The organism is Nonlabens tegetincola, assembly GCF_002954355.1.
GTDB lineage: Bacteria > Bacteroidota > Bacteroidia > Flavobacteriales > Flavobacteriaceae > Nonlabens > Nonlabens tegetincola.
Genome location: NZ_MQVV01000014.1, coordinates 319,898 through 334,567, shown reverse-complemented (window position 1 = coordinate 334,567; position 14,670 = coordinate 319,898). Strand labels below are relative to the sequence as shown.

Here is a 14,670-nt window from a genome sequence, read left to right as displayed (position 1 = left end):
ACCTATCGTGATTCAAAGCCTTGTAAAGCTAAAACATTCTTCATAGCTCTGGCCTTAAGCATACATTCTTGATATTCTTTTTCAGGTTGTGCTGCAACGGTTAAGGCACTACCTACTGAAAAAGACAGGTATTTTAAGTTTGAGTTATACAATATAGATCTGATAACCACATTGAAATCAAAATCATCATTGGGAGTAAAATACCCTACTGAACCGCTGTATAAACCGCGTTTAAAGCTTTCTTGCTCTTCTATAATTTTCATGGCACTTATTTTAGGAGCGCCTGTCATACTGCCCATAGGAAAGGAATTTTCAATCGCATCAACAGCGCTTATTTCTTCCCTAAGTTCACAAGTAATAATACTTATCATTTGATGTACTTGTTTAAAGGTATAAACACCAAAAAGTTCTTCTACTTGCACGCTTCCTTTTTGGGCTACTCTTGATAAATCATTGCGTACCAGATCAACGATCATCACATTTTCAGAACGTTCTTTAGGATCGTTTTGTAGTTTTTCTTTTAAAGATTCATCCACCACAAAATGTCCAGATCTTGCAGCTGTTCCTTTAATCGGTTGTGATATGATCTTAGTTCCTTTTTTTTGTAAATATCTTTCTGGACTAGCTGATATTAGTGAGAACTCATTACTTCTTACATAAGCTGCAAACGGAGGTTCGCTTATTTTATTTAAATCATTATAAGCTTTTATACTATCAAGATAGGCATCATGAGCAAAAAATTCTGTGCAAAAGTTGGCTTCATAAATATCGCCTCGCTTAATATGGTTTAAAAATCGATGGGCCTTTTTTATGTAAGTATCTTCTTCATCTCGAGCTTCAATAAACTGAGATTTAACTACTGTTGCGTGATGAGATATTGGATGCTGAACTATATGATTAATTAAGTCTGTAACAACTCTTGAATCGTTTACATAGGCATGTAATTCTACCTGTCCCTTTTTACAACTAAATACATATTGAGGTACTACAAATTGCATCACCGGTATTTGCATCCCATCTACATTCAATGACTCAAGTTCTTCTACCTCATTTTTTAAGTCGTAGGTCAACCATCCAAAACACCAATCTGGAAATTCTTCTCTAAAGGATCTCAAACTATTAAAAGCTTCACCTGATTGGGGAATTAATTTTTCTAGAGCACCTACTGCCACTAACCAATCATAATTAGCATATTGATCCTGATGATGGTTACTGTCTAATAAAAAGAAAAAAGATTCCTTTTTAAAAAAATGTATTAAGGCAGTTTTAAATGCCGCAGCATCCTTTTGGATAGAATATGTTTGTCGTTTGTTCACTTACTAATTTAGAAACAAAAAGTGCGAGTAAATTAAAACTCGCACTTTATAAATTCATTACTTATACAATATTATACATGTAGAGCACGATCATCAGTTGCAGCAAGAGCCGCTTCTTTAACAGCCTCGGCATAGGTAGGATGTGCGTGTGACATTCTAGCAATATCCTCGGCGCTAGCTCTAAATTCCATTGCTGTAACAGCTTCTGAAATTAGGTCGGCTACTCGAGCACCTATCATGTGTACACCTAGAACCTCGTCGGTTGCTTTGTCGGCAATAATCTTTATTAATCCATCAATGTCACCACTTGCTCTAGATCGTCCTAAAGCTCTCATAGGGAATTGACCAACTTTGTAATTTGCCCCAGCTTCCTTAAGTTGTTCCTCCGTTTGACCTACACTTGCTACTTCTGGCCAAGTGTAAATTACGTTAGGAATAAGGTTGTAATTAATATGTGGCTTTTGACCAGCAATAGTTTCGGCTACAAAGACACCTTCTTCTTCTGACTTGTGAGCTAGCATAGCGCCACGTACTACATCTCCTATCGCATAAATGTTTGAGACATTGGTTTGTAAATGTTCATTTACCTCTATTTGACCACGCTCATTAACCTTTACACCGGCTGCGGTAGCATTTAATTTATCTGTATAAGGGCGACGACCTACACTTACTAAAACGTAATCACCAGTAAAACTTACTTCTTCTCCCTTTTTATTTTTAGCCGTTACCGTTACTTCATCACCATTGCGTTCCACTTTATTAACCGCATGAGATAACTGGAATTTTACTCCTTGCTTTTTAAGAACCTTGGTAAGCTCTTTAGATAAAACCTTATCCATTCCTGGAGTAATGCGATCCATGTATTCAATCACGGTAACATCGGCTCCTAGACGACGATAAACCTGACCTAGCTCTAATCCTATAACTCCACCACCTATTACGATCATGTGTTTAGGTATTTCTTTAAGCGATAATGCTTCGGTAGATGTAATGATACGCTCCTTATCTAGTTCTATAAATGGCAATGTAGCAGGTTTTGAACCTGTTGCAATTATAGTTTTTGCTGCCTCGATAGTTTGTGTTTCTTCACCTTCTATTTTAATATGAGTAGCATCGACAAATGAACCCATTCCAGTAAAAACATCGATGTTGTTCTTTTTCATAAGAAATGCTACACCATCACAAGTTTGATCAACTACTTTTTGTTTACGAGAGATCATTTTTTCAAAATTGATCTTAATATCACCTGGAATATCGATACCGTGCTCTTCAAAATGTCTCATCGCATCATCATAATGATGAGAAGAATCTAAAAGTGCTTTTGATGGAATACAACCCACATTCAAACAGGTTCCACCCAATGTATTGTATTTTTCTATAATGGCAGTTTTCATACCTAGTTGTGCACATCGAATTGCTGCAACATATCCACCAGGTCCCGAGCCTATAACGGCTACATCGTATTTACTCATAAAAGAGGTCTTTATTTCATATTTGTAATGAATAACAAAGATAAGAAATAGGCTTTTTTTTCATACATTCTGGACTGTTATATGATAGAATGTGATTATACGCTTTCGCGAAAGCGTACTCACTACCTACTTTTTTAAATTTATCATTTGTGTTGTAACAAAAAGTGAACCTAAACTACTTATAAGCATAATCTGATTTTGTGAAACCAGACCAAGAAAAACAATTTGTAGAGCTACTTGATAAACACCAGAATATCGTGCACAAAATATGCCGGTTATATACCAATGATCAAGATGCACATAATGATTTGTTTCAAGAAGTTACGATACAACTGTGGAAAGCCTATCCCAAATTTAGAGGTGATAGCAAGTTTTCAACCTGGATGTATCGTGTAGCACTGAATACGGCAATTACATTGTATCGTAAAAACAAACGTAGAGTTAAAACTCAAGAATACGATAGCGTACAATTTAAAATTGAAGACCGTAAAGAGGAAGATGATTCAAACGAACAACTTACGTTATTGTACAGTGCTATTAAACAACTTAATGATATAGATAAAGCTCTTGTTTTTTTATATCTGGAGGATAAAAATTATAAGGAGATCTCATACACTTTGGGTATAAGCGAGGTAAATGCCCGAGTAAAGATGAATCGAATAAAAACAAAACTTGCTAAACTTGTAAATCCATAAACTATGGATCAATTAGATATTTTAAAAGAAAACTGGAAGCAACAGGAAAAAGGTTTACCTAAATTTTCTACAACTGCACTGAGCAGTATGCTTCACAAGAAAAGTAGTAACATCGTAAAATGGTTACTCTACATTGCGTTAATTGAATTTGCACTACTCACTTTGGTAAGTTTTCTGCCCTTTATGACTGATGCTAGAGATGAGGCTATTGAAATCACAGGCGAGAGTTTTCATTATGGAACGTATGTATTTAGCTACATCGCGCTTATAATTTTTGTGTATTTATTTTACCGTAACTACCGTCGCATATCAGCAGTTCAACCAGTAAAGGAATTGTTGCGTAACATTATCATTACTCGTAAAACAATGAGGGCTTATATCTGGTTTAACCTAGCCTTTGTCTTTGTATACGGTGTGATTTTTAGTATCCTAATGTTAGAAAATGACCCTAGAATTTACAATATGGTGCATGCTCCTTCAAACGCAGGACATGAATTAAAAATTAAATTGATGTTTTTAGGGTTTACCTTCATTTACTTATTGGTAATGTGTCTTGTGATTTACGGGATTTACAGCTTGGTTTATGGAATTTTACTCAAAAGATTGAAAAGAAACTATAAGGAATTGAGTAAAATTGAAATGTAATTAATTGGAGTCTATTAAAATAGAGCTAATAAATTATTCCTTGGGTTGGGTGTTTTTCTAAGTTGTTTCTTACTTTTGAGAGAACCCTAAAACCAACCTTTGACGAAATATAAATACTTTTTTTATACACTTCTTTTTTCTAGTTGTTTCCATGCTCATTCCCAGGATAATGAGATAAAATCTTTTTCATTAGACTTCAATCCATTTTATGGTACTATTCTAGAACACAATCCTGATATAGCTCATTTAATCACTGATCATCCTACAGGTTTTATCGTAAGTTATAACAAGAAAACATACGGTTACAACCAATGGGAAAGACGATTCAACTATCCTGACTGGGTTTTTCTCTATCCTATCAAGATATGAAAAACCAATATTTAGGAGAAAATATTGGCCTATACGGGCATTTTAATTTCTACTTTTTGAAACGAAGTTTGACTTTGAGAATTGGTCAAGGTATCGCCTTTACTAGTAGTCCCTATGATCGCAATACTAATTATATAAACAACGCTTACGGCACTAGGTTACTGAGCTCGACTTACCTAAAATTTGGATATATAAAAGAAAATCTAGTTAAAGGATTAGGTATTCACGCTGGTTTTACCATCATTCATTATTCTAATGCAAACATTAAAGCTCCTAATAATAGTACAAACACCTTTGCACTAACGGCAGGTTTAAGCTATCAATTTAACCATGACCAATTCCCAGATTATATTCCTAATACTGAAAGTAAAAAATACACAGAACCTTTTAAATACAATTTCGTATTTAGGAGTGGTATTAATGAAAGTGATATTAATGGAAGTGGTCAATTCCCTTTTTATGTTTTTACTGGTTTTATAGATAAAAAAATTAATCGTAAAAGCACGTTGTTAGCAGGGTCAGAATTATTTGTTTCTTATTTTTTAAAGGAATATATCAAACATCAATCTATTGCGTTTCCTGAAAATAATATAAGCGCCGATACAGATTTTAAGAGAGTTGGTGTTTTTATAGGTCACGAATTACGTTTTAATAAAATTGCTTTTATCACACACTTAGGCTACTATGTTTACTGGCCGGTAGAATTTGAAAATCGAGTTTATAATAGATTAGGACTTAAAAGATATTTTGGCGATAAATTTTTTGGAGTGGTAAATGTGCATTCACATGGCGCCAAAGCTGAAGCTGTTGAATTTGGAATTGGTATAAGATTATAATATGAAAAAAGCATTCTTTTTCCTTTTTGTCGTGATTCTTTTCTCTTGTGATTCAGAGAATGTTAATGATTGTGTGCAAACATCGGGTGACCTAGTACAAATTGATTATGATATTACAGGTTTCAATAAAATTATAGTCTATGAACGTAGCCAGCTTATTGTATCACAAGGACCTTATGAAGTAATCCTAGAAACCGGAGAAAATCTTGTAAATGATATTGATATTACAGTAACCGATGCTACCCTATCCATTAAAAATAATAATAGTTGTAACCTGATACGGGAATATGGAGTAACTAAAGTATATGTAACCTTACCTGATCTTCAAGTTTTAAGAAACAGTTCTGGCCTTGCTGTGAAAAGTTCAGGCACTCTTAATTTGAACGAACTTACCTTGCTGTGTGAGGATACCGAAGAAGAAGATGCTTTTCATATTAGCGGCGACTTTGATCTCGATATTAATGTAGATAAGCTTTCTATAGAAACAAATGGTCTGAGTAATTTCTTTTTAAATGGGACTGTGAATGAACTCGATCTAAAATTCCTTTTAGGAGACTCGAGATTTGAAGGTAGAAACCTAGAGGTGCAAACAGCTCAGGTCTACCATAGAGGTACTAACGATATTTTTCTTCAAGCAAAACAACAAGTGACAGGCTCCTTACTGAGTACAGGAAATTTAATTCTAACCGAAGAGCCACCTGTTGTAAACGTAGAAGAATTGTATACTGGTCGTGTAATTATTGAGTAATATTCGTTAATTGACACCTACTTCATTAAGTCTCCAATCATATTCTAAATAATTAATCTCGGTAGTCGGTTGAATTTTAACTACAGAATATTGATTAATGTATTCGTCTATAGAATTAGCTTGTTTTAAAAAATCCTTCTTATACCATTTAAATATTTCAGAGATTCTTACTCTATCACTTGTTATCTCGTTTTTATCAGAGTTAATGAACTCCGTTGTTGCCTGCTCCATTAAAGAATCCACGTTCTTTGCTGTATAAGCTTCTCTCATTAACTTGGGGCAAGAATAAGATGCACAGTTGATGGCAAAATGAATTCTAGGCTCATTCATTTTCTGCAGGATTCCCTTTTCTACATCGGCTAGAGACAGTTTTTCATCACCTATTTGAATAAATTTTTTCAAAAACGGAGATATGGTAGCTTCTACATCTTTAATACTTTTAATAGGGTAATTTTTTACAATCAGGTGTACCGTACTCGCATTATAAAGATTTATGAAATACGCTAGTTGTTCTTCGTAACTCCATTTTTCAGAAGGTACATTTTCTGATAGGTATATTAAATACTCGGACAATAAAGCACTATCTTTTTGAAATCCTTTATAATCCACCAGTCCTTCTTCACGAACATGTTTTTTTAGTAAATCATCCCATTGTTGGTGATTTATCTCGTTAACTAGTGGTACTGAACTATTACTTGTTCTAGCTTGTTTTTTAAAATTAATTCCTCGTGATGAAACACATGAAATCATTAAACAAGAAAAAATAGCTATTGCAACAAGATTGTATATTTTCATTTTCATAATGGGTAAATTACAACCTATAGAGGTGCATTGTTCCTAATTATTCCATAAAAATACTTACCTATCTAGTGGTGCTTGTAGAGAGTACGCTTTCGCGAAAGCGTAATTCACAACCTAATTACTTATACTATTTTAAGCCTCTATACCAGCAAAGGCTTGTTGGATTCCCATGCGTAAACGACGGTAGTAATCCTCTTCTAACCATTCCTTGTAATTGTTGGTATTATTGATAATACAGTAAGCATAACGTTTTACTCTATCCTTAATATCATCCTTTAACAACCTAGCTAAAATACGTGCGTCGAATACATCTTCACTATTTTCTACGCACCATTGTACGTGTTGAGCTATAGATTCGTCTAGTACTTCTTTGGACTTACGTCCTTCTTTTGTGATTCGTTTATAAGCTCCTTTTATATCAAAGGTAAAGTCTGTTGTATTAGGAAATTCGGCTCTTACATCATCTGGCATTTTATATACAAAATTGCGCTCTATTTCCTCATCAGACACTATGTTTTCAACATAGAAGTCTGGTGTTCTGAAAATTTGTTGCCAGTCGATAGGCTCATTCCATAATCCAAATCTGGCGACGTTGTTACCTAAGTCGATGATATGAAATTCCTTTTTGTTCTCAAATATTCTAGATCCACGACCTATCATTTGAAAATATAGAGTAAGAGATTTTGTAGCACGATTAAGAACAATACATTCTACAGAAGGTTCATCAAATCCTGTAGTTAAAATACTCACTGAAGTAAGGACGGCATCTGGTTTTTCTTTAAACCATTTTAATATCTCACGTCGCTCCTCTTTTGTATTAGTATTATCTAAATGCCTGATCTCAATACCAGCTCTTCTAAAAGTATCTTCAACTTCTAGACTAGTACGTATACCATTATTAAAGATTAGTGTTTTCTTTCCTTTACAAATTTCATTATACGAGGTTAACAACTTATCCTGCATGGTTGCATTAGTATAAAGGGCCTCACTGGATTTAACCGTATAATCTCCATTCATACCAATAGTTAATCCACTCAATCCGACATCATATGTATGAGTAACAGCTTGTGCTAAAAAGCCTTTTTCTACTAGCGTTGAAATACTATCACCCACAATAAGCTCCTTGTAATTATCCTTCATTGGCAATTTGAAGTTAGAGCTTAAAGGAGTTGCCGTAACACCTAGCATAAAACAATGTTCAAAGTACTTAAACAACTTACGGAAACTATTGTAATGCGCCTCGTCAATGATGACTAATCCAATATCTTCAAGGAGAAGTTTATCATCTTGAATTCTGTTATTTAAGGTCTCTACCATCGCTACGAAGCAATCGTAGTCTTTTTGATCATTAAGATCCTTGACTTTTGAGTTGATCACTTTATTTCTTACGCCAAAACCTTTTAACATCTTGCTTGTTTGCTTACACAATTCTATACGGTGTGTAAGGATCACAACTTTCTTATTTTTTTGCTCTAGATATCGACGTACGATTTCAGAAAAGACAACAGTTTTACCACCACCAGTTGGTAGCTGATAAACCATATTATAGTCATCTGGTTTATTGTTTATTCTATCAAAAATAGCCGCTAAATCACGTTCTTGATAATCGTAAAGGGATTTAATTTCAGTGCTATTTTCTGGGGAATTCATACAATGCTATTTTTTTTTGAGATTTGCAAAAATAGGGCATTTAAAAGGTTTATCTAGCTTGATGATGATGGAATTTTAGTTTCTTTTTAATTCAGTCTTCTTTAACAATTAATAGAATAAGACACCGTATTTTTGTAGGCTTATTTTCCTGCCATCAAAAATGGAACAAGTGCTAGATAAAAAGAAAAAAAAATTTGAACCAAAACGTGCTCACCGGTACTATAAAATCACTGGATTTTATGAGTTTGTGATTGATAGTATTAAAAAATCAATGCCACCAGTGATCGCTATTGTAATTATCTTGTTGCTGGTTCACTTTTTTGTAATGGAAATTCCTGTAGCATTGAAATATGCTGTAGAAAATTTACCTGATTATGGGGTTCTTGCTTTCTTTTATGCCTCTGAAACTATTCTTGGATTAGTTCCGCCAGAATTATTCATAGCTTGGGCTGGTGAAACTAGCTCACCTGTATTAAACTTGTTTTTGCTAGCTCTTTTTTCTTATTTGGGTGGAATGACTTCTTATTTTATAGGAAGACGTGCTCTTAAAATTCCATCTGTACATCAATATTTAGAAGTGAAAATGGCTAAACAGTTACTAATGGCACGCAAATGGGGTGGGATTTTAATTGGAGTAGGCGCTCTTCTACCGCTTCCTTTTTCTATGGCTAGTCTAGTTGCTGGAATGCTTAAATACCCATTCAAAAATTGGGTACTCATTGGATTGCTGCGATTTTTGAGGTTTGCACTGTACGGTGCTGCGATATTCTCAATAGTCTAATAGAATCATTCTTGACACGGCGTATCAGCTTTTAATTTTTTACTTACATAGGGATTATCGGCCGCGTAAAATCGCCAGGGCAATTGTGCGTCCTCACCGGCATAGTCTATACCTATTCTAACACTTTGTATTACAGGAAGCGTTTTGGTTTTATCAAGTATGTAAATTTGAGAACCTTGAAGATCCTTACCGTAATGAGACTTTGATATTCCGAGAGCTTTTGAAACATTACCAGGTCCACTTGTTAAGCTAGCTTCAACTTTGCTTTTATTTCGTCTTTTAAGCATGTGGTCTAGACCAGAAGTAGGTTGTATGGCTCTTATTAAAATGGCGTCGGCGTTATGTTTTTTATTCGTAATAATATTGAACAGGTGATGAATACCATAACATAGGTAAACATAGGCAACGCCACCTGTTTCATACATTACTTTCGTTCTTTCAGTGAATCTACCCAAATGTGCATGACAAGCCTTATCATCGTAGCCTCTATAAGCTTCGGTTTCAGTTATAATTCCCGAAGTTTTTAAGCCATCAATTTCAGTAACTAATTCGGTCCCTATTAGGTACCTCGCGAGTGCTACCACATCATCTTGTTGATAAAATGCAGCATTTAGTTTTTTCATGATAATAATTGAGGTGCAAATGGGTTATTCCATTTCACGTTGTTTACGCTTGAAATGCTTCATTTCTTTCCACCTTGCTAAAAATCCAATAGCTAAAACAACAGCCAGTGTGGTAACTATAAATTTATAAGATAAGATTTGATCACCGCTAGCATAACTATGAAGACCTGATAAATAGAAGTTAACACCAAAGTATGTAAACAATATGGAACCAAAGGCCAATACCGACCACAAGTTATAAGTCCATCTTCCTTTGAGACCAGGAATGAGTCTTAAGTGTAAAACAAAGGCATAAATAAAAATAGAAATTAAAGCCCAGGTTTCTTTAGGATCCCAACCCCAGTATCTACCCCAACTTTCATTTGCCCACATACCTCCTAAAAAGTTACCTATTGTAAGCATAATTATACCTATAGTCAAAACTACTTCGTTAAGGTAGGTAAGCTCTTTAATATTTAAATCAATACGTTTTTTATTCTTTTCAGTAGTTACAATCATTAGAATCAAGGCTATCAATCCTAGTATCATACCCAAAGCAAATGGACCATAACTACCTACAATCACAGCAACGTGTATCATTAACCAATACGAGTCTAATACAGGTTGTAAATTGGAAATAGATGGATCTAACCAATTTAACTGAGCTACCCAAAGAATTATAGCAACTACAAAGGCTGCTCCTGCAACAATTAACTGGCTTTTACGGCTTAACAACAATCCCATACCCATAGTAGCCCATGCTACATAAATCAATGATTCATAAGCATCGGACCATGGAGCATGACCACTTAAATACCATCTAACTACTAATCCAGCTGTATGAGCAAGAAATAATCCAATAATAACTATATGATGAAAATTTATACTCCATCTGATTTGTTTCATTGGTTTTAATATCTCTGCCACCAATAGAAGCAACATTAATAATCCAAACCAACCATACCACTTGTACAAATTTTTGAAAATATCGTGTTTATTGTAAAAAATCTCAGCGTCAATCTTATCCTGACTTGGCAACAAATCACCACCAAATTGCTTTTGAAATTCAAACATCCCATTGAGAGCAGCATTTGCTGCTAGATAATTCCCTGTTTGTTTACCTTGATTAAGCAATGTCAAATATGCCGGAATGAAATTTTTTGCAAACTCCTTTTCTGGTTCTGCTTGATAGTTAGCCTTTTCAGTTTCGATTGGGGAATACCATTTGTTATTCTCTGTATTTTGTCCTGGAAAAATTTTAAGGATATTTCCTGAAAGAGTTTCGTTTAAAATACCCGTCGAGAAGTTGAGATCTAATATGTTATTCTGCTGCGCAGTCTTTATATCAGCAGCGTTTGCTTCATCAACTAACCTGCTTAATTTGTAACTTCCAAAGGTATCATCTGGTCGTCTGAAGAAATCTGTTCCACTAGCAAACTTTCTACTACGATCAATTCCTAATAAGTCACGAATAGAGTCGTTACCTCTTTTTAATTTAATGATAGGTACTTCAAACCACAATTGTCCCAGTTGCATCATACTCAAAAGAGTTTGCTCTGGTGTTAATTTGACAATGCTGTCTCCCACTTCAGCCTCGTAGTATTCCTTTTCTGATAGTCTTCTTAAAATTTCACTTGATAAAGTAGAGATTGGTTTCATTCTACCATCATCTTGAGCTACCAATCTACCAAACATTTCTGCTTGCTTCTCTGGAACCATATTAGCAACTATGATACTGTCTAATTTTTGTTTTGGTATCACAGGCATCTTTACTTCTTCGATAGGCGGTGCCTCTTGCGTAATTACTGAGGCTAATGAATCCGAAGCTACCGAATTTGTTTCATGATCATGACCGGCATGATTATCTTGTGCTATAGCACCAGAGATAGAAAACAAAATAACAACGATAGTAGTAGCCATTTTGGCCTTACGTTTTACTACTCTATTCACCAATCTACCTAACTCTGCAAAGCGAGTATGTTTTGAAAACAATAATCCTAATAAACCAATATATAAAAGGTAATACCCCAAATAAGTGATATTTGTTCCCCACCAATCATGGTTAACACTTAAATGTGTTCCTAATTCGTCTGGATCAAAGCCTGCTTGGAAAAACCTATATCCTTCTTTATCTAATACGTTATTCATATAGATATGTTCCTTTACTGCACCAGATTCATCATTTACTGTAACATAAGATTCAAAGGAAGAATATCCGTTTTCAGTACCTGGGTACTTGTTTGCCACAAAATCATCCAGAGTTACACTAAAAGGTAATTCAAGTTGCTTTGAGCCATACTTGAGGTACACATTTTTATCGCCTAATTGAATATTTTCATAATCTGATATCATACCTTTTCCTCCTAGCAATTCCATTTTCTTACTTTCAATACCATCCGATATAGTAACAAACAAGCCGTAGGCTTTTGCTTTAGTAGGTGGACTTGCTTGAACAATTCCTGGTCTACCTTCAGTAATTCCATTAGGTATCACAAATTGCAAACCAGCTGTGGTATATAAAGATCTTAATTGTAATGGTTGAATACTATCTTGAATAACAGTTCCTTTCATTTGGTCTGCCATTCTTAAAAATTCACCTTCATAAGGAGTTTGAATTGTATAACCATTCCAGTTTTCAGTGATGTTTATAATTTTCTCTTTAGCAGCAATTTCGGGATCTATATTAACACCAAAAAGTACACCGTGTATACTACTTTTCTCACCATCCTTGATTAGATGATCGTGACGAGAACCACTACCTGCTTCTACTACAGTTAAGTATCTATCACCAGTACCTTCTTCAACTGGCACCAGTCCTTCAACAGCATCGTATAGTAAACTATCGATAGTCACCGTAACTTTATCATTAAAGTATTCAAACGAGGTTTCTATATCATAATCATAAGGTGATATGAGGACCTTTTCATCCACAGTACGTTGGATATCTTGACCATCTGGACTTTTTCCTTGGATAATAGCACTGAAGTAAGTACTCTCGCTGAAAAAGAATTTTTCGGTTTCTCCTTCACGAATCAACATCATACCTTCATAAGAAATATATCTGGTAATTCCTGCTCCTATTATTATGAGTACCCAAGAGATATGAAGTAATAACACAGCCCACTTTTTCCATTGTAGCAATTGATAGCGTTTAATATTATAAATAAAGTTTGCCATCAACCACAACATTATCAAGGAAAACCACCAAGTATTATAGATCCAAATCTTTGATGTAGGTGTATCGTAACTGTTTTCAATAAAGGTTCCAAAAGCCATCGCAGCTGCAAATCCTATCATAAGAACTGCCATAGTACGGGTACTGAAGAAAAAAGCTATCAATTTGTCTTTCATAGTCAATTTTTAAGGGTAAAATCAGGAATATTTTACCGGCCGCAAAGATACTTCACAAAAGCCGACCTGCCATAGTTTGTGAGTCGATGAAGAGTGCTTATTTTTACGCTTATGATACGTGTTTTTGTAATAGGAACTGGAAACTTAGGATTGCACTTGTGTAAAGCATTTGAGCAAATCGCTTTAAACACTCAAAAACAAACAGTTAAACTTGTAGGTTATTACAATCGTTCTGAAAAAAAAGAACCTCAATTAAATTCTAAATTATATACAGATTTATACACAATACCTGAGTGTGATATCCTATTTATTGCTACCCCAGATGATACTATAAAAAACGTGTCACGTGTACTTAGTAGTCACGCTACCGTTGCACACACTTCAGGCAGTGTCTCTATGAATGTACTCAAGAAGCATAGTAACTATGGGGTTTTTTATATGCCGCAAAGTTTTTCTAAACAAAGGGATGTTGATTTCAATGAAATACCCATTTGCCTGGAATACAACAATGATGAAAGTAAGGAAATACTAGAAACGGTGGCTAGCACGCTTTCGCGAAAGCGTAATTACTTAAATTCTGACCAACGTAAATATTTACATGTAGCAGCTGTATACACTAACAACTTTGTAAACCATTGCTATGCTAAGGCAGAAGAAATTATGAATAAATATGATATTCCCATTGACCTACTCAACGCGTTGCGTCAAGAAACTTATTTAAAAACAATTGATCAACCGGCAAAAGATTTACAAACTGGACCTGCTAAACGTGGAGATAAAGAAACAGTTGAAACCCATTTAAAATTACTGGCAGAAAAAGATCATAAAATGTATCTAGCCATTACAGAATCTATTAAAAAAATGTATGAAGAATTATAAAGAATTATTGAACGATGTAACAACCTTTATCCTAGATGTTGATGGTGTGCTTACGGACGGAAGATTGCTAATTTCTGAAAGTGGTGAGTTATTAAGAACCATGAATGCACGAGACGGATATGCTATTAAAACTGCCCTCAATAATGGTTATAAGGTTTGTATTATTACTGGTGGTCGCAATGATGGTGTTAAATCCAGATTAATGGGATTAGGCGTTGAAGATGTTTTTCTTAACGCCAGTGATAAAATGGTGCAAATGCGAGAATATGTTGTAAAACATAATTTAACACCAGAAGAGATACTTTATATGGGTGATGACATGCCAGATCTGCCAGCACTTGAATACGCAGGCGTGGCTACTTGTCCACAAGATGCCATTCAAGAAGTTAAATCAATTTGCAACTACATATCACATCGTAACGGCGGTGACAGCTGTGTGCGTGATGTTATTGAACAAGTAATGAAGGTTCAAGGAAAATGGAACGCTACACAAGCTGTTCAAGCTGTATCGTCATAATATCATTG

At 34.7% G+C, this 14,670-nt stretch carries 14 protein-coding genes; 8 read left to right on the top strand and 6 right to left on the bottom strand.

Annotated features, from left to right (window positions below):
* Nucleotides 1-2: 2 nt before the first annotated feature.
* Entirely contained in the window at nucleotides 3-1,316 is a 1,314-nt protein-coding gene (locus tag BST93_RS08380) for an anthranilate synthase component I family protein (protein ID WP_105018801.1), read from the bottom strand.
* 71 nt (nucleotides 1,317-1,387) lie between these two features.
* Nucleotides 1,388-2,788 (bottom strand): dihydrolipoyl dehydrogenase, encoded by a 1,401-nt coding sequence (gene lpdA, locus BST93_RS08375; protein WP_105018800.1) that lies wholly within the window; start codon nucleotides 2,786-2,788, stop codon nucleotides 1,388-1,390.
* A gap of 200 nt (nucleotides 2,789-2,988) precedes the next feature.
* On the opposite strand from lpdA, the gene BST93_RS08370 reads away from it, so the two are divergent.
* The 5 genes from BST93_RS08370 (at nucleotide 2,989) to BST93_RS08355 (ending at nucleotide 6,081) form a co-directional block, all read left to right on the top strand.
* Complete coding sequence (locus BST93_RS08370; RefSeq protein WP_042278559.1) at nucleotides 2,989-3,483, top strand: RNA polymerase sigma factor; 495 nt, start codon at nucleotides 2,989-2,991, stop codon at nucleotides 3,481-3,483.
* Nucleotides 3,484-3,486: 3 nt separating this feature from the next.
* Nucleotides 3,487-4,128: a DUF8845 family protein gene (locus BST93_RS08365; RefSeq protein WP_105018799.1), complete on the top strand. Its 642-nt coding sequence runs from the start codon at nucleotides 3,487-3,489 to the stop codon at nucleotides 4,126-4,128.
* 99 nt (nucleotides 4,129-4,227) lie between these two features.
* Nucleotides 4,228-4,497, top strand: coding sequence for a hypothetical protein (locus BST93_RS14660; protein ID WP_308736864.1), 270 nt, complete (start codon nucleotides 4,228-4,230; stop codon nucleotides 4,495-4,497).
* The gene (locus tag BST93_RS08360) at nucleotides 4,494-5,333 is read left to right on the top strand and encodes an acyloxyacyl hydrolase (RefSeq protein WP_308736863.1); all 840 of its coding nucleotides are present in this window, start codon (nucleotides 4,494-4,496) and stop codon (nucleotides 5,331-5,333) included. Before BST93_RS14660 ends, BST93_RS08360 begins: the two co-directional genes overlap by 4 nt.
* 1 nt (nucleotide 5,334) lies before the next feature.
* Nucleotides 5,335-6,081, top strand: a complete 747-nt coding sequence (locus BST93_RS08355) for a GIN domain-containing protein (protein WP_105018798.1) — start codon at nucleotides 5,335-5,337, stop codon at nucleotides 6,079-6,081.
* A 6-nt stretch (nucleotides 6,082-6,087) separates the two neighbouring features.
* Here the strand turns inward: BST93_RS08355 and BST93_RS08350 are convergent, their stop codons facing one another.
* Complete coding sequence (locus BST93_RS08350) at nucleotides 6,088-6,882, bottom strand: DUF547 domain-containing protein (protein WP_105018797.1); 795 nt, start codon at nucleotides 6,880-6,882, stop codon at nucleotides 6,088-6,090.
* Nucleotides 6,883-7,014: 132 nt separating this feature from the next.
* Nucleotides 7,015-8,532, bottom strand: a complete 1,518-nt coding sequence (locus BST93_RS08345; RefSeq protein ID WP_042278554.1) for a DEAD/DEAH box helicase — start codon at nucleotides 8,530-8,532, stop codon at nucleotides 7,015-7,017.
* A 160-nt stretch (nucleotides 8,533-8,692) separates the two neighbouring features.
* Here BST93_RS08345 and BST93_RS08340 point away from each other — a divergent pair, with 160 nt between their 5' ends.
* Nucleotides 8,693-9,313 carry a YqaA family protein gene (locus tag BST93_RS08340; RefSeq protein ID WP_105018796.1) on the top strand — a complete coding sequence of 207 codons (621 nt, stop codon included), beginning with the start codon at nucleotides 8,693-8,695 and terminating at the stop codon, nucleotides 9,311-9,313.
* Nucleotides 9,314-9,318: 5 nt separating this feature from the next.
* Here BST93_RS08340 and BST93_RS08335 read toward each other — a convergent pair whose 3' ends face one another.
* Both BST93_RS08335 and BST93_RS08330 read right to left on the bottom strand, forming a co-directional pair.
* Nucleotides 9,319-9,936, bottom strand: coding sequence for a DNA-3-methyladenine glycosylase (locus tag BST93_RS08335; protein WP_105018795.1), 618 nt, complete (start codon nucleotides 9,934-9,936; stop codon nucleotides 9,319-9,321).
* A 24-nt stretch (nucleotides 9,937-9,960) separates the two neighbouring features.
* Nucleotides 9,961-13,266 carry a cytochrome c biogenesis protein CcsA gene (locus tag BST93_RS08330; protein WP_105018794.1) on the bottom strand — a complete coding sequence of 1,102 codons (3,306 nt, stop codon included), beginning with the start codon at nucleotides 13,264-13,266 and terminating at the stop codon, nucleotides 9,961-9,963.
* 111 nt (nucleotides 13,267-13,377) lie between these two features.
* On the opposite strand from BST93_RS08330, the gene BST93_RS08325 reads away from it, so the two are divergent.
* Together BST93_RS08325 and BST93_RS08320 are read left to right on the top strand one after the other, a co-directional pair.
* Nucleotides 13,378-14,145, top strand: a complete 768-nt coding sequence (locus tag BST93_RS08325; protein WP_105018793.1) for a Rossmann-like and DUF2520 domain-containing protein — start codon at nucleotides 13,378-13,380, stop codon at nucleotides 14,143-14,145.
* A complete protein-coding gene (locus tag BST93_RS08320) occupies nucleotides 14,132-14,662 on the top strand; it encodes a KdsC family phosphatase (protein WP_105018792.1) in 531 nt (176 codons plus the stop codon). Before BST93_RS08325 ends, BST93_RS08320 begins: the two co-directional genes overlap by 14 nt.
* Nucleotides 14,663-14,670: the final 8 nt, after the last annotated feature.